Annotated in this window: 19 protein-coding genes; 1 reads left to right on the top strand and 18 read right to left on the bottom strand. The window is 48.2% G+C overall.

The window, feature by feature from the left end:
- Window positions 1–25 precede the first annotated feature (25 nt).
- From FC34_RS01365 to FC34_RS01345, 5 genes are all read right to left on the bottom strand, one after another.
- Complete coding sequence (locus FC34_RS01365) at window positions 26–922, bottom strand: tetratricopeptide repeat protein (RefSeq protein WP_057893588.1); 897 nt, start codon at window positions 920–922, stop codon at window positions 26–28.
- Window positions 923–997: 75 nt separating this feature from the next.
- Window positions 998–2,686, bottom strand: coding sequence for a ribonuclease J (locus FC34_RS01360; protein ID WP_057893587.1), 1,689 nt, complete (start codon window positions 2,684–2,686; stop codon window positions 998–1,000).
- Window positions 2,687–2,790: 104 nt separating this feature from the next.
- Window positions 2,791–3,687 (bottom strand): hypothetical protein, encoded by an 897-nt coding sequence (locus tag FC34_RS01355; RefSeq protein WP_057893586.1) that lies wholly within the window; start codon window positions 3,685–3,687, stop codon window positions 2,791–2,793.
- Between the two features lie 70 nt (window positions 3,688–3,757).
- Window positions 3,758–4,027: a 30S ribosomal protein S15 gene (gene rpsO, locus FC34_RS01350; protein WP_057893585.1), complete on the bottom strand. Its 270-nt coding sequence runs from the start codon at window positions 4,025–4,027 to the stop codon at window positions 3,758–3,760.
- A 123-nt stretch (window positions 4,028–4,150) separates the two neighbouring features.
- Complete coding sequence (locus tag FC34_RS01345; RefSeq protein WP_057893584.1) at window positions 4,151–5,308, bottom strand: low temperature requirement protein A; 1,158 nt, start codon at window positions 5,306–5,308, stop codon at window positions 4,151–4,153.
- 194 nt (window positions 5,309–5,502) lie between these two features.
- Here FC34_RS01345 and rpsT point away from each other — a divergent pair, with 194 nt between their 5' ends.
- The gene (gene rpsT, locus FC34_RS01340; RefSeq protein WP_057893583.1) at window positions 5,503–5,754 is read left to right on the top strand and encodes a 30S ribosomal protein S20; all 252 of its coding nucleotides are present in this window, start codon (window positions 5,503–5,505) and stop codon (window positions 5,752–5,754) included.
- An 87-nt stretch (window positions 5,755–5,841) separates the two neighbouring features.
- Here rpsT and holA read toward each other — a convergent pair whose 3' ends face one another.
- The 13 genes from holA to FC34_RS01275 form a co-directional block, all read right to left on the bottom strand.
- Entirely contained in the window at window positions 5,842–6,852 is a 1,011-nt protein-coding gene (gene holA, locus FC34_RS01335) for a DNA polymerase III subunit delta (protein WP_057893582.1), read from the bottom strand.
- Between the two features lie 7 nt (window positions 6,853–6,859).
- The gene (locus tag FC34_RS01330; protein ID WP_268872374.1) at window positions 6,860–7,558 is read right to left on the bottom strand and encodes a ComEC/Rec2 family competence protein; all 699 of its coding nucleotides are present in this window, start codon (window positions 7,556–7,558) and stop codon (window positions 6,860–6,862) included.
- A 22-nt stretch (window positions 7,559–7,580) separates the two neighbouring features.
- Window positions 7,581–9,011 carry a ComEC/Rec2 family competence protein gene (locus FC34_RS01325; RefSeq protein WP_057893580.1) on the bottom strand — a complete coding sequence of 477 codons (1,431 nt, stop codon included), beginning with the start codon at window positions 9,009–9,011 and terminating at the stop codon, window positions 7,581–7,583.
- Window positions 9,008–9,628 (bottom strand): helix-hairpin-helix domain-containing protein, encoded by a 621-nt coding sequence (locus tag FC34_RS01320; protein ID WP_057893579.1) that lies wholly within the window; start codon window positions 9,626–9,628, stop codon window positions 9,008–9,010. The genes FC34_RS01325 and FC34_RS01320 overlap by 4 nt, the downstream gene beginning before the upstream one ends.
- Window positions 9,629–9,713: 85 nt before the next feature.
- The gene (locus FC34_RS01315; protein ID WP_083479195.1) at window positions 9,714–10,760 is read right to left on the bottom strand and encodes a SepM family pheromone-processing serine protease; all 1,047 of its coding nucleotides are present in this window, start codon (window positions 10,758–10,760) and stop codon (window positions 9,714–9,716) included.
- The gene (gene coaD / locus FC34_RS01310) at window positions 10,753–11,253 is read right to left on the bottom strand and encodes a pantetheine-phosphate adenylyltransferase (protein WP_157052201.1); all 501 of its coding nucleotides are present in this window, start codon (window positions 11,251–11,253) and stop codon (window positions 10,753–10,755) included. The genes FC34_RS01315 and coaD overlap by 8 nt, the downstream gene beginning before the upstream one ends.
- Window positions 11,243–11,806, bottom strand: coding sequence for a 16S rRNA (guanine(966)-N(2))-methyltransferase RsmD (gene rsmD, locus FC34_RS01305; protein ID WP_057893576.1), 564 nt, complete (start codon window positions 11,804–11,806; stop codon window positions 11,243–11,245). Before rsmD ends, coaD begins: the two co-directional genes overlap by 11 nt.
- The gene (locus tag FC34_RS01300; protein WP_057893575.1) at window positions 11,793–12,101 is read right to left on the bottom strand and encodes a YlbG family protein; all 309 of its coding nucleotides are present in this window, start codon (window positions 12,099–12,101) and stop codon (window positions 11,793–11,795) included. The genes rsmD and FC34_RS01300 overlap by 14 nt, the downstream gene beginning before the upstream one ends.
- Before the next feature lie 23 nt (window positions 12,102–12,124).
- Window positions 12,125–13,303: an FtsW/RodA/SpoVE family cell cycle protein gene (locus tag FC34_RS01295; RefSeq protein ID WP_057893574.1), complete on the bottom strand. Its 1,179-nt coding sequence runs from the start codon at window positions 13,301–13,303 to the stop codon at window positions 12,125–12,127.
- 159 nt (window positions 13,304–13,462) lie between these two features.
- Complete coding sequence (typA, locus tag FC34_RS01290) at window positions 13,463–15,310, bottom strand: translational GTPase TypA (protein ID WP_057893573.1); 1,848 nt, start codon at window positions 15,308–15,310, stop codon at window positions 13,463–13,465.
- Between the two features lie 131 nt (window positions 15,311–15,441).
- On the bottom strand, window positions 15,442–16,221 hold the full coding sequence (locus FC34_RS01285; protein WP_057893572.1) for an inositol monophosphatase family protein: 780 nt from the start codon (window positions 16,219–16,221) through the stop codon (window positions 15,442–15,444).
- Window positions 16,218–16,502, bottom strand: coding sequence for a UPF0223 family protein (locus FC34_RS01280; protein WP_057893571.1), 285 nt, complete (start codon window positions 16,500–16,502; stop codon window positions 16,218–16,220). Before FC34_RS01280 ends, FC34_RS01285 begins: the two co-directional genes overlap by 4 nt.
- A 4-nt stretch (window positions 16,503–16,506) precedes the next feature.
- Window positions 16,507–17,394: a Rossmann-fold NAD(P)-binding domain-containing protein gene (locus tag FC34_RS01275; RefSeq protein ID WP_057893570.1), complete on the bottom strand. Its 888-nt coding sequence runs from the start codon at window positions 17,392–17,394 to the stop codon at window positions 16,507–16,509.
- Window positions 17,395–17,532: the final 138 nt, after the last annotated feature.

Below are 17,532 nucleotides of genomic sequence, written 5' to 3'. Positions count from 1 at the left end.
TTTCATTGACGCCAAAATCCCGTAATTACGCTTGATTAACCAAGGCTGCAATCTGAGTTTCCAACCAAGCGGCGACTTCAGGTTCTGGACTCGGTTGGTGGGCCACAAAGGCAGCGACGAACCCATCTTGGTCACTGATGCTTTCGCCAACAAACGGATATAAAAATCCCAATTGCAATCGTAACATTTCGAGGGTGGCCTCGCGTTCATCCGGATCGTTGATTTGACGACTGGCCAAATGAACCATCTTTTGAATCGCGGGGTCATTCAAAACCCCAGGCAAATCATCCGGCACCACCGACCGGTTGCCGTTGTAACTCAAAAATGTGACGGCGGCACTGTCGCCTACTGCTGTGAGCGCATCCAACATGCTCACGCGAATGGCCGGGTGTACGTCCCCATCAGCGAGCACAGGTGGAATAGCTTGCAAGGCAACCGACTTTGGCAAACGCCCCAACTGAGACATCAAGGCTTCTTGTTCGTGAAACGCCAATCCGCCCATATGGCTTAACTGTTTACGTAAAGTCTCAATCGCAGTCTCATTCTTCGCTAAATCTGCCTGCTCAGCTGCGCTAATCGTTTGTTCAGCAGCGGCCCGATCTTCACGGGCAAAATAGTGCGTCACCGCCCAAGCACTGCGATAATCTGGCACGGCCAGCAAAGTCGACAACATCAGGTCGCGATCTTTAGGTTGTTTGAGAAAGTCTTCGATATAGCGGCCAATATAGGGTAGCGCTTCACTAGCAGCGTTCAACCCAACGAGGGCTTCAACCAATACTTTGGCGTGATCGAAGTCGGGACTAGCTTCATAAGCTTTATCCAAATGTGCGACTGCACTAGCATAATCTTTAGCTGCCAATGCCTGTTGGCCAACGCTCAAGTGGCGGTCTGCATTACCTGGAAAAGCAACGACATCTCCCATAATCCATCCTCCTTAATCGGCAAGTGGACAAGCAAGGACTGTGAACAATGTCCACAGTCCTTGCTTGTTTAGATTCTATTGGCGCTTGGCACTATTTTGATTAACTTCCATAATGACAGGCAAGATGACTGGCCGACGCTTGGTCTGATCAAATAAGAAATGCGACAGTTCATCGCGTACATCTTGTTTTAAATGTCCCCAGTCGAATTCCTTGTTATCAAGGTTCTTTTGAACGGTCTTAGTGACCAACTCGCCACTTTCTTCAATCAAATCGCGACTCGTTTTCATATAAACGAAGCCCCGACTCGTCAATTTCGGTGTTGAGACAATCTTCTTCTTCTTGCGGTCAATCGTGACCACAGCCACGAAAATCCCGTCTTCAGCGAGCATCTTGCGATCGCGTAGGACAATGTTACCAATGTCGCCGACGCCAATCCCATCAATCATGGTATTACCAGCGTCAACATGTCCCGCCGCATACAGAATCTTCTTATCATTATCGTAGCTTAAAATATCGCCTAAACCAGGAATAAAGATGTTACTTTCAGGAATACCAACTTCGACCCCAGCTTGCGCATTGGCATCTAATTGCCGATATTCGCCTTGTACCGGAATCAAGTATTCTGGATGCAACAGATTCATCATCAGTTGCAAATCGCCTTTGTTCGCATGGCCTGAAGACTTCAGATCATCGCTAATGGCCTTGACTTCACCACCAGCGCGATAAATCATATCTTTGGTCTTAGCCACCATAGTTTCCATTGCGTGGGACGTGGTTGTGGTAATAAAGACTAAATCGCCTTCGCTAATGTGAACTAACCGATGGCGATTGGTGGCCATTTTCTGCAAGGACTTCAATGGTTCGCCCATCCGACCCGTTTCCAATAAGACTGTTTCTTCTGGCGTCAGCGTCTTCATATCCTTGGCTTTTACTAACAAGTCTTCACTTGGTAAAACCAAATAGTTGAGTTTGATGGCAGTTTTAACAATCTTTTCGACGTCTTTACCCGTCAACACAATCTTGCGGCCGTTCGCTGCGGCAGCGTTTAGCACTTGCTGAATCCGAGCAATGTTGCTGGCAACCCCAGCCACAATAATGCGACCTTCGTGGTACTTAAAGGCTTCATCAATGTAATCGTAAATGGCCTTTTCAGTGGCCGTCTGTTGGGTTTCTTCAGCATTAGCCGAATCTTCGAGCAATGCTAACACCTTTTTATCTCCGATATGAGCAATGCGACTCAAATCAGTTTGATACATTGGTGAGGCACTTTGATCGAATTTGAAATCGCCGGTATAAACGATTTGGCCAACAGGTGTTTCAAAAGTCATCCCCAAAGAGCCAGGAATGCTGTGCGTGGTTTTAAAGAATGAAACTGACACATTCCCAAAATCGATGACAGACTTGTCGTCGATGACATGGAAATCTTTAAATTTCTTTGACCGTGGATCATTAGCCGTGACTAACTTTGCTAAAGCAACTGTCAATTCAGACCCAAATACTGGCACTGGATGCTCCGCCAAGAAATATGGCAGGGCTCCAATGGCATCAGCGTGGCCATGTGACAAGAAAATACCGGCAATGCGGTCAGCATTATCTTCTAAATAGGTTAAATCAGGGATGACAATATCAATCCCCAAAAGTTCATTATCAGGATACTTCAAGCCGAAATCGGCAACAAAAATTTGGTCGTCCACTTCGATTGCGTACATATTCTTACCATTTTCGCGTACGCCACCAAGCGCCACCAGATTTAATTTGGTCATACTTTCACCTCAATATAAATTCAAGCTACCTGTGCAGCTTGTCCGTTTTGCATCTGCAATTAGTGTACCACAAGCTTGCAGCAATGCCTATTGCATGGCTGCGGTCAGCTGCGTAGTGCCTTGATCTGACGCTGATTGACCAGGCCAGCCTGCTGAGCGAGGACAAGCAATTGACTAACCTGGGCTTGCGTCAGCCCCTGGCTGTCAAGCCATAAGCCGTTAATCTGATTATGTTGACCAATTGTCATCATCTGCCCGGCCTCAAATTGAACCAAAGCCGCTTGTCGGCCTTGAGATAAAGCTGCCGCAGTCAAACCGCCTAAACTTTCGCCGACCACTTGACCCACAGCCTGCGGGATAGCCGCTTTGGTCCAGGCCAATAATTGATCTGAAGGCTGTGATAACGCTATGGGTTGATCGACGGCAAGCCAGCCGCCTGCACCCACTTGCCACCAATCCAGAGCTTTATGGTCAAGTCCTTGAGCGACAGTAACCGGCAGTGCTACCGGATTAAATCCTTGCTGGCTGGGTTCGAGCACGCGATTTTGCATCGCCGCGACTAAATCTAACACCGCATTCGCCGCAGGTTGAATTGTCGCGACTAAATTCTGCCAATCAGCTGGTAGCCAGTTTTGGCCGTAACCAGTGACATTGGTCAGCCCTGTCGCGTTAAAGGTTAATGTGGGACTTTTCGTCCTCAGACTTGGCTGCCAGATACCGGCCGTCGGTATCGCCGAAAGACTCACCTGGGGGCGTACCCGCCGATCCAATTGTCCTGCCACAATTTGACGGGCCAATTCAGCTAGTGGGGCCAAGGCTTGAATAGGTTGTCCGACTGTCTTGACAACCCGGTCCACCAAACCACTTTTAGTGTGCTGACCACTATAAATCAGCGTGGTATCACCATATGTCATTGCCAGTGTCGCTTGAGTTAGCGTTAGCTGTAATTGCGTGACCGTCAGGCGCGTGTTGCCGACGGCTAGGTTGTAATTTGGCGTCATATCTTCGCCTCCTAATGGCAGAATACCCCAGGGCACAAAAAAAGGCCACCCGCAGGCAGCCCAATGTGAATTAACGACGCAAGCCTAAGCTTTGGATTAATTCACGGTAACGCACAACATCAGTCTTCCGTAAGTAAGCCAAAAGGTTACGACGGTGACCAATCTTCTTCATCAGACCAACATATGAATGGTGGTCCTTCTTGTGTACAGATAAGTGATCGTTCAAGGCCAAAATGTCGGCTGTTAAAACAGCAATTTGGACTTCTGGTGAACCAGTATCCCCTTCATGACGGGCATACTTTTCGATAATTTCGTTCTTTTGTGTTTGTGAAATAGCCATGCTAAATTCCACCTTTCTATGAGTATTGCCTTGAACTGGGCGAATCGACGGTGGATCGATAGGCCAAGTAGAAGGTTCAAAAGTACTTAACCACTATACCGAATCTATTGGTTGGTTGCAAGTTTAATTTGACCCCTGCTCCCGTCGCCGTTCTTGCCACATCAATTTGGTACTTGTTAAGACTAATAAAGTCACAATCACGACCGGCATGTACCAGCCCACGGGTAGCAGCAACGCTAACAGCAGAATCATTAGGGCAATGCCGTCAGTCCAACCAAAAGCTCGAGCCAAATTGGCCGAAAAGTTCTGATTCAAGAAGACATTAAACCCATACAAAAGGGCAATCAACATCAAAATGCTCAAGCTCAGGCCTAAACGGTTGATGGCCGTATCGCCTTCCAACAAGCGACTGACAAATAACACGTGGATAAAAAGGCTGAACACAATCAGTAGGTTGTAATACGCGTACTTCAAGGTGTCAACGTAATGGCTAATAACCAAGCGTAAATTACCCATAGACGTGTAGTAAATCCCCCAGATGCAAAGAATATCAACAAGACTCAAGAAAAAGGCCATCGAGAAATGGCCCTCGGCCAACTCAACTAATGTCGCAAACGCTTCGCCCAGAATAATCATCGTGAACTGACCGTAGCGTTCGATGACCGAATCTGAAATTTCGTAATCTAAATGTCTGACCCGGTGCTCTTGATCTTCAATTGGCACCATGAATAAATCTGTCAGCATATCAATCAGCACCCAAGCAATTAAAACGCCATACTGGATGACAGGTTTGGGCCAGAATAAGCCCACAGCAATGACAACTAAGCCGAGATCATGGGCGATATTGTAAGTCCAAGCGGCTCGGCGATGGCCCCGGTCATAAATCCCAGTTGACAACCAGATATAAGTTAATAGGAATTGATTAACAAGATACGCCACTAAGAATGCTGTTAAGTGGCCCGCATAAACGGCCGGAATAAAGATTGCCACGACCGTAATGGCAATCACATGGGCCAGTGTGAAAAACATAGTTCGCAAGCTTTCATCACCATGGCGATCAAAGTACTGAACCATGCTGACCCAATTACGGAAAATAACAAGAAACAATAACGTAAAAATTCCAAAGCGCGGCCAGGTTAAGGTGGCAATCACCCCGCTGGTTAGTTGGTGAATAATCGTGACGTATACTAAATCCGATAAGAGTTCTAGCCACGAAATTCGGCGATCTCGCACTTCTTGTGTAATAGCTCTAGGCCCAGTCCACCAAGAAAGATTACGCATCAGCCCACCCCTTTCTAACTTCATCCACTATCATAGCGATAGATTCTGACCTCGACAAGTCAAGCGTATCCGGAATCGAACCTTAAACACCGGCATTGGCCTATCAAGCTTTTTGCCTTTACAACTTTTTATTGCATTCGGGTTTGGGCTTCTGTATAATAACGACTGTTGAAACTAACCAGGAGGTGAAAGATATGCCACAAATCAAATCAGCAATTAAGCGGGTTAAGACCCAAGAAGCTTCTCGCCAAAACAACATGACTCAAATGAGTTCAATGCGTACAGCAATCAAGAAATTCAAGGTTGCTGCTGAAAACGGCGCCGACAATGCACAAGACTTATTCAAAGCCGCAACACGTGCCATTGACATGGCTAACAGCAAGGGCCTCATTCACAAGAACAAGGCCGGCCGCGATAAGAGCCGTCTCTCAGCTTTAATCAAATAGCTTGAGTTAAAAACTACGCTGGTCGTGGTTTTTTTAATTTAAAAGCGGTGTGAACACTCCAATCCGGAGTTGTTCGCACCGCTTTTTTTATTGGCGGGTATATTGCAAGACGAAGAGTTCAAAGGCTAACGCTTTGTCAATGACACCCTGTTTCATCTGGGCTTCCGCGTCTACTAAGCCGATATAGGCCTGGTGTAATTCCCGAGCAGGGATGCGTTGGCTCTGCTGCCAGGCCAGCTTAATCCGGTAAGGATGAACCTTAATTACTTCGGCTAAACTACCTTGGGTATAACCCTTTTTCGCCAGGATCTGAACTTGAAGCAATAAACGAAACTGATTTACTAAGAGTGCATTCAGACGAATCGGCTCTTCATTCTGAGCAAGTAAGTCGCGATATAAGCGTAACGACTTAGCAGAGTCTTTAGCCACCACCGCTCCAACCAGATCAAACACCCGATCGCTCAACTGCTTAGGCACTAAAGCTTCAATTGCCCCAGCATCCAAAGGCGCGCCGTTTGCCGAGTAGGTCAATAATTTTTGCACTTCACTCATCATCAATGAATAATCGCCATTTGTGCGCTGAACCAGTAAGTTCAATGCGTCTGGGGTAATCGTTAGATGATGAGTTTTGAACATCTGCGCAATCTGTTTGCGGGCAGCCCGTTCATCCAATGGGGCAACATCGACCAAGGTCGCCGCTTTTTTGACGGCCTTGGTGACACGTTTGCGTTCGTCCAACTTCGGATAATTCGCTATAATAACCAAAATGGTGGATGCCAAGGGCGCTTCAACGTATTGAATCAGGCCATCAATGTCATGATCAATTTTGGCTACCTTAGTCTCCCCGGTCAGAAAACTAGGGTTATTGACAACCACAACCCGGTAATCTCCAAAAAAAGGGGCAGACATGGCATCATCGAGTGCGACGGCCAGCGGTGTTTGACTCAAATCGTACTGCGAAAAGTTCATCGCCTGTTGATCTTCAGGAACAATGGCCTTCACGCGATCAAGCACTTGCGTTTGTAAGGCTGCTTCAGTGCCTAATACCAGCAGCACTGGCGGTAGCGGTGTCAGTTTTTGAAATGCTTGAATGTCCATATTATCCTTACTTTCTAATAAACGTATTAACAACATGCGCTTTTGGCGTTGCATCCACCCAAATCATCCCACTAGTCGCCGTATTCAAGGCAGGAATGTGCAAGGCTTGCAAAGTCGCGAGCGTTTCTTGATGCGGATGGCCGTAGCGATTATTCCGGCCAGCCGAGATTAAGGCTAATTGTGGGTTGAGCGCTTGGATAAAAGCGAAATCACTGGCGGTTTTGGACCCATGATGACTCACTTTTAAAAAGTCCGCCTGCAGATGCTGCGGCACAAGTTGTGCTTGCTCAACCTCTTTAGTAGTATCTCCTGTAAAAAGCCATTGGCTGTCCCCTATTTTACCATAAAGCACCAGCGATTCTGCGTTGGTTTCGCCACTTGCGCTGGCAGGAGCCACGACATCAAACTTCAGCGGCCCAACCCGAAGGTGATTCGGCGCCATCACAGCTTGCCAACGCGCAACGTTTGCAGTAAGACTTTTGACAATCGTGGTCTCACCAGCCATTGGCGTGGTCACCAAGAGCCGAACTGGCACCTGGCTCATCAAAACACCAGCATCACCCACATGATCCATATCCGGGTGAGTCAACACCAACATGTCCAGATGACTCACGCCCCGAGCAGCTAAGTAATTGGCCACCACCCGTTTCGCCGGCGGGTTGGCCCGCGGTCGGCCAAAGGCAATTCCGCCTGTGTCAATCAGAATCGCCCCTTGATGAAATGGCGCTTCAATCAGAATTTGAATCCCCTTGCCCTACATCAAACAGACTGACGCGATAATCAGGCTGCCACCAGACGACCCCAATTGCCATCACCGCCCACAGTCCCAACAACCATAGTCGCCGCCGAACGAATTGAGATAACCAAATTACCAGGCCACTAACCACCAACCACCCTGGGAGTGCCCCAAACACAATGAGTCCCGGCCATTGATTCAGCCAACCAAGTACATTTTCAAATTGCATCAGTAAGTGTTCAAGCAGACTCACGAAATGCTCTTCCGGCCAAAAACTGACAATTAGGAGGGCGGGCATTAAGGCTAATTCAAAGATTGGCATCAGTAAGAAATTGAAGAAGCCGCTGAACAAATGAACCTTGAACGTTTGACTAACGAGAATCGGCCAACTACTAATTGCCAACCGCACAGCCCGCTGCAGTGGGCCAATATCTTGCCACACCATTAACAAGAAAGTCATCCCATAGGTCAGCTGGCCAGCCAAGCTATGCAAGAGCCAGGGTTGAAAACATAAATTCACCATTAAGACAATACTCAAACAGTCCAATCCACTGAGTTGCAAGCGCAGCCAGTGATTAATTTGGGTCGCGATTTTTAACCACACTGCTCGCCAAATCCCAACTCCAGCAGGAATTAAGATGAGAAGGCTGGGTAACAAAATAGCCAAGCCAATCTCCACCCACTCTTTAGGGATTCGCAATCGATCCGTTAACCATAAAATCCCCGCAATCAGCGCAAAGACGTGTAATCCAGAGACGCTAAAGAGATGAATAATTCCAAGATTCGCGAGTGTTTGACGGATATCCGCAAAGTCTTGGTCTAACTCTCCCAGCAAGAGACCTTTAGCGTAACGACGAACTCGGTCAGGCAGCTGGTTCAGTCTGGCCATCATTGAGGCCCGAGTTTGATGCAACCAATCAACAATTGAAGTCACTGGTAAGAGGCGATACCGTAGTGGGCCTGTATTTTGAAAAGCCTGGTGTTGTTGCTGCCAAGCATACCGGGCAAAATCAAACTCATACAGATTAGTCGCTGGCTTTAGTGGCGCTAGCTGTGTCAGTTCAACCGCCACCGGTTTACGCAGTTGCATAATTGCTTTGGCTTCTTGTGCTGAAATGCTCGCTAGCCCACCGACAACAATGCCGCGACTTTCACCAGTCCACGATGCAAGTCCATCATGGACTTGCCAGGCTGAGGGCTGCACAATGGCGGTCCCAGTCGGTATGGGTGGATGTGACATTTGTTGCAGTTCGGCCACGCCAACCATTAGGCCGAAACTCATGGTCAGCACAATTGAGACCCAATGACGCCACAATTTAATCAATACCCAACCGAATAGAATGGTACCTAGCCACTGCGGACCCAAGATGAGCAATAGCCCGGCAATCATCCCAGTTGCCGCAAATAACCAGCGATTGGTCATGGGCCCAGCGTTAATTGTGGCGCAAACTTTTGAAATGTTTTGTCCCCAATACCGGGTACCGATTTGAGTTCATCTAAGGTCTTGAAGCCCCCATGGGCATCACGGTAAGCAATAATGTCTTGCGCCTTCTTCGGGCCGACACCACTCAATGTTTGCAGTTGCTCGGCAGTGGCACTATTAAGGTTGATGCTCCCGCCACTTGTCGAGGTCACGCTTGCTTGGCCCGACGCTTGGGATGACTGCCCGATAATTGGGATATTGAGTGTTTCTTGATCACTGGCAATCTTAGCGAGATTAACTTGAGTGAGATCCGCATCAGGTAGTAAGCCACCGGCGGCTTTCACAACCGCATCCCAACGCGTCGATTCGGTGACCGGGTACAAGCCCGGCTTCTTAACTGCCCCCTTGAGATGGACGAACCCCGCCTTGCTTGTCGTGCTGCTGGCGCTATTCTGACTGCTACTCATGGATTGAGACACACTGGCCACCGCTGGGGACCCGACAGCAAGTTCTGGCCCATTACCGCGGCCAAACCACCACCAGCCAAGGCCTAATCCGAAGACACCAAGAATACACAGATACCAATATTGCCTCACCCATACCTTGATCTGATCCATGAAACCGCCTCCCTTTGCCTAAAAATTACGCAAAAAAAATCCTGACTCCAGCTCATTGGTGTCAGGATTTTGGAAGGGGCAAGAATTATTTCGTGCGTTCAAGATAGTCAATCGCATCCTGTAACGTCTTGACGGGCACGATTTTCATTTTTGTTTTGAGTTGTTTAGCGGCGCGCTTAGCTACCGTGTAATTATTTTCATAAGTCGGATCGAGCTTCTTAATGGCTGCTGTGGCTGGTTGATTGGGCGCAAAGAAGATTGACGCCCCTTGTTGATTAGCCGCGTAGACTTTTTTATCGATACCACCAATTTGACCAACGTCGCCTTCGGTATTGATTTCACCTGTCCCGGCGACTTCGCGTCCGGCCCGAACATTCTTCCCACTGACCACGTCGTAAGTTTCCAGGGCAAACATTAGCCCAGCACTGGGACCGCCAATCTTGCCAGCATCAATTTTGACCGTCGGCGTGCTGGTCACTGAGGTATTCTCAGTCAAGGTAATCCCTATCCCGGCCTTAGTGGTCCCAGGCAACCGGATCAACTTGCCCGCGGCCTCATGGGTCTTACCATTACGCTCATACGTAACTGTGACAGAACTTCCAACCTTTTTGGCCTTAATCGCCGCAACAAAAGCATCTGCCGCAGTGTAATGTTCACCATTAATCGCGGTGATTGTATCCCCAACCTTTAAAACCCCTGCGAAGGGTGAATTCTTCAACACAGACATCACGTAAATGCCATTGTGCTTAATCGTAACTGGTTTCTTAGCGGCATTAAAGGCGGAAACCACTGCAGCGTTGGCAGCGCTTGTGATGTAGAAATGCTGCAAATTATCGTATTCTGTGGTTGATGAATCTCCCATCAACTCACTAGCAGAAATGCGATCCGTGAATGGCCGCAGGTAACTCCAAGCTAGCATTGCTGGGGTGGCTGGACCGGCAATCCCAACTGTCATTAAGTAATAATGGCCATCAGCTCGATCAGGATGCTTATTCACCTTCACCAATGGCGCTAAGGCAGTGGCATCACCAGGTTGTTCGATATACTGATTCGTCGGCACAAACAATGCCCACCCCAAGAAGAGCACAGCAATGACACTGGCGGCCCACCGCCAAGGATGGCGCCTAGTCATGTTGGGCCTCAGCAAACTTGGCCTGTAGTGCTTGGGCCACATTCATAGGGACTAATGTTGAGACGTCACCGCCAAATTGCGCCACTTCTTTAATCATGCTAGACGATACAGCCAAATACTGCGAGCTAGCCAAAAGGAAAACTGTCTCAATTGAAGCGTCGAGACTCTGATTCACGCGGGCAATATCCGACTCATAAGCTAAATCGTTGGCGTTGCGTAGCCCGCGGACAATGAAATGCGCGTCTAATTTGTGTGCAAGGTCGATGGTCAAGCCATTGGCCTGTGCGACGACCCGGACATTATCTAAGTGTGCTGTCGCGGCCTCGATGAGTGTCACTTTCTCGTCGGGTGCAAAAAGCGCCTTTTTAGCCGTATTGGTCATCGCCGCAATGACGACTTCATCAAACAGTTGACTGGCACGCACCACCGTGTCGAGGTGCCCATTGGTAAAGGGATCAAAACTCCCTGGGAACAAGGCAATTCTAGCCATCAAGGTCAGTCCTTTCCAAAATCAGCACTTGGGCGACCCCATAGGTCTGGTGCCGCAAAATTGTATAACCTGGAATGGTTTCAGGATAATCCACATCTAAACCTGTTTCAATCATAACGCGTCCAGTCGGCGTCAATAAATGCAACGCCAAAAAGTCTGCTAATTGGGCTAAAGCCTCCTGTTTGGCATACGGTGGATCAAGCATAATTAAGTCAAACTGGTCCTCATTTGCACTCAGCTGCGCCAATGCTTTGGCCACCGGCGCCTTGATGACAGTGAACTTGTCGACTTCCTTGGTGATTTCCAGGTTTGCATGAATGGTTTTAATGGCCTGAAACTGCCGGTCCACTAAAGTGGCATGATCCATCCCCCGAGACACAGCCTCAATCCCGAGGGCGCCGGTACCCGCATATAAATCGAGGGCTCGACCACCATCAAAGTATGGTCCGAGCATGTTAAACATTGATTCCTTAACTTTGTCCGCTGTCGGCCGAGTTTGATCACTAGGGACCGCTTGAAGCCTGCGACCACCATATTGTCCGCTAATGACGCGCACGTTCGGCACCTCGCTTCTTTTCTTCTTCATCTTCTTCTGTTGGCGTGAACGCAGTGCGTTGATCGCCAAAAGTCGTCGCTAATTCACCCCGATGTGAGGGTTCCACTGCTTTTACAAACCGCAGCTTTTGAATGCGGGCTGCCGTTGCTTCCAAACTATCGGCGTCCAAATATAAATAAACATACTTCATTTTCTTTGAAACATACAAAACCGTTCCATAGTGGCGCAACTGCTTAATTTGTTTGAGCGAATAGACCCAAACAACTAAACCTTGGCGCGGGACAACTTCAAACATGGCTCCACCTCAATAACCAACCACTAATTCAGTTGGCTCTCTTTTTGTTTTCGTTCAGACGCACTAATATTCAACATAATCCCAATCGCAATGGCAACGACAAACAGACTTGAGCCCCCATAACTAATCAGCGGTAAAGTCACCCCTGTGATGGGAATGAGTCCTAAGACGGCCCCAACATTAAAGAAAGTTTGGACCAGGAGCATTGTCGCAATCCCGTATGCCAACAGACTGTGGTAGGCATCCCGACTGCGAATTCCGATTAGATAGAAGCGCATAATCAGGAAGAAGAGTAAGCCTACCACAAGTGCAGCGCCGATAAAGCCGAGTTCCTCTGCAATAATGGCTAAAATCATATCAGTATACGGTTCAGGGATGTAGCCCAATTTCTGACTACTCATACCCAGCCCCACTCCGAAGAAACCGCCGTGATTGATGGCGTAGAGTGAATTGACAATCTGGTTCCCTTCCTTGGCTTGCCAAGCGAAGGGATGGGCGACGGCCAGAATCCGGCGATACTGGTAGTATTTCTCGAAGCCTTTAATGGTCGTATGAGTCAGAAAATAGTAACCGGCCCCGACAATCGCACCAGTCCCTAAGGTCATCTCCAAACCAATCCGAACAGAAATCCCGGAGCTGGCAATCATAACCAAGGTGATTAGCAGCAAAATCGCGGCCCCACCGGTATCAGGTTGTAAGAAAACCAGTCCGATAATGGCCAAAACGAACAAGAGACTCACCCATTGATGGGCTAAATCACTGCGGGTCCAGGTTGCCAATTGATCTTGGCGGTTGGTTAACAAGTTGGCCAAAAACAAAATAATCACTAATTTAGCAAATTCAGATGGTTGCAAATTAAACGGTCCAATTGGAATCCATGAAGACGCCCCATTGACGGCTGAACTCGGGTCCAAATGGCCTTTCACCATCAGCAAAGCAAGCAAGCCTATGGTGACCAGGACGCTGACCAACAGGAACCATTTATTTCGCAGCACCCTGATGCGCAAATGGAAGAACACCACGACTAGAATAGCCCCCAGCACCGCGAAAATTCCCTGTTTCACCAGGACGGCCGTTTCACTCCAATGATACATATTAACAATCCAATAAGAACTGGCTGAATACACCATGACAAGTCCGATGGCCATGAGAATTAAGGTCGGAACCAGAATATAGAAATCTAAGTAATGTCGTTTTTTCACGGTAATTCACGCAAGCTTGACTGCGCTGACTCCCTTCACACCAGTTACTGATCACTGGGCCACAAATTTATTCCATTATAGCATACGCCGCGCCCACTCACGGTTACGACACAAAAAAACAGCCTCGCCATCTTGGCAGGGCTGTTTTTTAACTAAAAATTAGTCTTTGTTTGCGGCAATCTTCTTACGCTTTTGCGCCTTTTGCCGTTCGTTGGTATCAAGAATCTTCTTCCGTAACCGGATGTTTTCAGGCGTTACTTCGCAATATTCGTCATCATTCAAGAATTCAATGGATTCTTCAAGGGTTAAGTGCTTAGGGGTCTTAATGGCAGCCGCATGGTCTTTACCAGACGCACGGGTGTTGGTTAAGTTCTTACCCTTCGTTGCATTAACCGCGATGTCGTTTTCACGGGAGTTTTGTCCAACAATCATACCTTCGTACACTTCGACACCAGCGTCAATGAATAATTGACCCCGATCTTCGATGCTTTGCAGGCTATAAGTGGTGGCAGACCCAGAGTTAATTGAAACCAAAGCCCCGTTTTGACGGCCTGGTTCCCAGTTCTTAATCACTGGCATGTACTTCTCAAAGGTGTGGTTCATAATCCCATAACCACCGGTAGCGGAAAGGAATTCGGTTGAATAACCGATGAGACCACGAGCAGGGGCCAAGAAGGTCAACCGAGTTTGGCCGTTACCTTCATTTTCCATGTTCTGCATTTCACCCTTACGTTGTGACATCGCATCAATCACCGTACCGGTATATTCTTCAGGAGTATCGATTTGAACCATTTCGAAAGGTTCCATCAATACGCCATCAATTTCGCGGTAGATAACTTCAGGACGACCCAATTGGAGTTCAAAGCCTTCACGACGCATTTCTTCCACCAAGATGGACAAATGCAATTCACCACGACCAGAAACTAACCAAGCACCAGCTTGATCGGTATCTTCAACTCGTAATGAGACATCCGTTTGCAATTGTGACTTCAAACGGTCTTCCAACTTACGAGCAGTGACGTTCTTACCTTCACGACCAGCAAAAGGACTGTCGTTAGCGGCAAAGAGCATCTGCAAGGTTGGTTCGTCAATCCGTAAGATTGGCAATGCTTCAGGGGTGTCAGCTGCGGTCACAGTTTCACCAACGAAGATGTCATCCATCCCAGAAACCGCAATTAAATCGCCGGCTTTGGCTTCGTTGATTTCAACTCGGTTTAAACCGAAGAAACCAAACAACTTCGTCACCCGGAAGTTCTTCTTAGAACCGTCAAGTTTCATAACTGAAACGTTGTCACCAATCTTAATTTGACCCCGGAACACACGGCCAATCCCAATCCGACCAACATAGTCGTTATAGTCCAACATGGACACTTGGAATTGTAAAGGTTCGTCAGAGTTATCAATTGGGGCGGGAATTGTTTCGATGATTGTCTTGAACAATGGATCCATGGTGTGCTTTTGTTCAGCAGGATCGGAATCCATGCTGGTTGTCCCATTAATCGCACTTGCGTACACAACTGGGAATTCAAGTTGAGAGTCATCAGCACCAAGTTCGATGAAGAGTTCTAAGACTTCGTCAACAACTTCTTCAGGGCGAGCGCCTGGACGGTCAATCTTGTTAATCACAACGATTGGCACTAAGTGTTGTTCCAAAGCCTTTTTCAGAACGAACCGGGTCTGTGGCATCGTACCTTCAAAGGCATCCACAACCAACAGCACACCGTCAACCATCTTCATGATCCGTTCAACTTCACCACCGAAGTCCGCGTGTCCTGGTGTGTCCAAGATGTTAATCGTGGTGTCACCAAAACGAACCGCCGTATTCTTGGAAAGAATCGTGATCCCACGTTCCTTTTCAATGGCATTGGTATCCATCGCGCGGTCTTGCAGGTTGATGTGTTCATCTAAAGTATCAGATTGTTTAAGCATTTCGTTAACCAAGGTGGTCTTACCGTGGTCGACGTGGGCAATAATCGCAATGTTTCGAATATCGTCACGTGTATTCAAATTGTCTACTTCCTTTCGCATAACGCTTTTTCAGGCAATTAAAAGCTGCGTCAGGACGACACAGCACTCGAATTGAAATTATAACACAACAAACTAAGCTTGTCTTTATTTTCAGAAAATCGGTGTCAAACTTAGTTAGTTTGCATCCAAGTCAAGATTTCCTGATGGGCTTTTGGTGTCGCTGCCACCACGAGTCCTGCGTTGAGTAAATCAATCGGGCCGCCATCGGGCCGGGTCACCACTACGCCCTGACCAGAAACGATGGCCATGCCGGCAGCGACGTCCCACGGTTTAAGAAAAGAAATGTACCCCAGCTGCCGGTTCTGCGCAATTTCCATGAATTCCATCCCGGCACTACCAGACATGCGCGCACCCGAACTTGCCAACGCAATGTCAGCAATGTGCAGGCGGTTATGGGCATGCATTGGACCATTGACCCCGATTAAGCCATCCGCTAAAGCTAAGTCAGGTAAGGCAGGCAACAAGACGTCATTCACGCGAGCGGGAAGCTCTGGTCCGCCGGCTACAATCGCATTCTGCATGACATCCATAATCGCCCCATAAACAGGTTGGCCATCTTCATAGACGCCAATCATAATGGCAAAATGTGCCCGTTGCTTCACGAAATTCATGGTGCCATCGATGGGATCCACAAAGAACACGAGGCCGTCTAAGCGATTGATCTTGTCAGCGGTCCCCTCTTCCCCCTCAATATGGGCGTTGGGGTAGGCTGTTTGAATTTGTTCAGCCAAGAAAATCTGGTTCTGCTGATCCACATTCGTCACTAAATCATTGCGATTTGACTTGGTGGCCACATCCAATGGCTGCCGCATGGCATCTTGAACGTGAATACGACTAGCTTGCAGCCAAGCCGTCACCTGAGCATGTAAGCGATAGACATCAACGGTCATGATTTCACCACCATTTTCAGAATTTTCTGCTTGGCACTGCGCGCGGCCTTCACAGTCTGATAAATCGAATAGCCGGACTGATCTTCAAAGTCGCGATCATATTGCCGTTCGGTCCCTTTGTCCGGCACAACCTGCTTAAACCCATTGTAAGCAGCCAGCAAGTTGTCACGATCGACACCTTTTTCATACGCGTCTTCCACTAATTGATAAAATGTTGTTACTTTAATCATCTCAGCTTTGGTCCAGTCAAAGTCGAGCGGATACTGATAATTTGGTTTCATTTGTTCACTCCTGGGATTCGATTGTTTGCACCGTGGTCAAGAAGTCGGCCACAAAGTCGTTTAACTGCGCTTCCTCGGCTTCGGAACCATTCACAACTGACAAGGTTACCAAGCCGTCTGCCCGTAAGAGGACAGGCCGCGAATAAGCCACGACATCGGAGTCGACGTCAAGTAATTGCGTCAGAGGGGCAATCAAGGGCTTTTGACCGCTCATGGCCGCCAATAAGGGCGGTACCAGAGCTGGCAGCGTGATTGCTGCATCACTATCGACGAAACCTTGTAAGGATTCTTGCACCCGCGGCAAGAAGTCACTGGCGGCATGCTCGCCAGTCAAAAGACTTAGCAACGGGGTTGAGGCAACATATGATCGACTCCAGATAGGAACCATCTGAGTGGTGCTGCCAATCACATAAGCAGTGACCACTTCCGACGGCACTTCTAATGCTTGGGCGGTCATTTCTTTGGCAATCCGCGTGAGGCCAAAGGTGCCCACCCCGAGCACTTGTTGCCGCGGAAGACCGGAAAACCGTTGGGCAAAATAAGTCAGAATTTCGTCGCGATGATTTGTCACCAGCAACTTACCAGAAAACGATTCGCTCATGGCTTCGTTGATAATTTTGCGCATCGCCGCCAGACTGACTTCAAGATAGTCGTCTGCAGTTGGATCCGCAAAGTCAGTCAAAATAACCACATCAGCGTCGGCTAATTGTTTGACGCCGCCTCGCCGGAATTCGTGTTGCCCCATACTTGCAAGTGCAGTCAAGCTCTCCAAATCAATCACTTGCGGGTCAGGCTCGTAAACCACGACGTCGCTTGCCCCCGGCACCGTCAATAGTTCAACCAACACGGCTTGCGTCACTGCTTGATGACCACATACCACAACTTTTTGCATACATACCCTCCCAAGTTTCTCTTGCATTGATTGTAGCGAATCACTCTAACAAACACAAAAAAAGTTTATTTCGCACAAAAACACACACAAACCATTTGCACATGACAAAAGCCTGCGGCAATAGGGTTCTTGCCTCAG

Origin of the sequence: Lacticaseibacillus brantae DSM 23927, from assembly GCF_001436115.1 — a bacterium.
GTDB lineage: Bacteria > Bacillota > Bacilli > Lactobacillales > Lactobacillaceae > Lacticaseibacillus > Lacticaseibacillus brantae.
The sequence above is the reverse complement of the archived record's forward strand: the minus strand, read 5'-3'. Positions and strand labels throughout refer to the sequence as shown.

Coding starts and splice junctions, on each gene's coding strand:
- FC34_RS01365 (WP_057893588.1), bottom strand. CDS start 922: ATGGGAGATGTCGTTGCTTTTCCAGGTAATGCAGACCGCCACTTGAGC.
- FC34_RS01360 (WP_057893587.1), bottom strand. CDS start 2,686: ATGACCAAATTAAATCTGGTGGCGCTTGGTGGCGTACGCGAAAATGGT.
- FC34_RS01355 (WP_057893586.1), bottom strand. CDS start 3,687: ATGACGCCAAATTACAACCTAGCCGTCGGCAACACGCGCCTGACGGTC.
- rpsO (WP_057893585.1), bottom strand. CDS start 4,027: ATGGCTATTTCACAAACACAAAAGAACGAAATTATCGAAAAGTATGCC.
- FC34_RS01345 (WP_057893584.1), bottom strand. CDS start 5,308: ATGCGTAATCTTTCTTGGTGGACTGGGCCTAGAGCTATTACACAAGAA.
- rpsT (WP_057893583.1), top strand. CDS start 5,503: ATGCCACAAATCAAATCAGCAATTAAGCGGGTTAAGACCCAAGAAGCT.
- holA (WP_057893582.1), bottom strand. CDS start 6,852: ATGGACATTCAAGCATTTCAAAAACTGACACCGCTACCGCCAGTGCTG.
- FC34_RS01325 (WP_057893580.1), bottom strand. CDS start 9,011: ATGACCAATCGCTGGTTATTTGCGGCAACTGGGATGATTGCCGGGCTA.
- FC34_RS01320 (WP_057893579.1), bottom strand. CDS start 9,628: ATGGATCAGATCAAGGTATGGGTGAGGCAATATTGGTATCTGTGTATT.
- FC34_RS01315 (WP_083479195.1), bottom strand. CDS start 10,760: ATGACTAGGCGCCATCCTTGGCGGTGGGCCGCCAGTGTCATTGCTGTG.
- FC34_RS01300 (WP_057893575.1), bottom strand. CDS start 12,101: ATGTTTGAAGTTGTCCCGCGCCAAGGTTTAGTTGTTTGGGTCTATTCG.
- FC34_RS01285 (WP_057893572.1), bottom strand. CDS start 16,221: ATGACCGTTGATGTCTATCGCTTACATGCTCAGGTGACGGCTTGGCTG.
- FC34_RS01280 (WP_057893571.1), bottom strand. CDS start 16,502: ATGAAACCAAATTATCAGTATCCGCTCGACTTTGACTGGACCAAAGCT.
- FC34_RS01275 (WP_057893570.1), bottom strand. CDS start 17,394: ATGCAAAAAGTTGTGGTATGTGGTCATCAAGCAGTGACGCAAGCCGTG.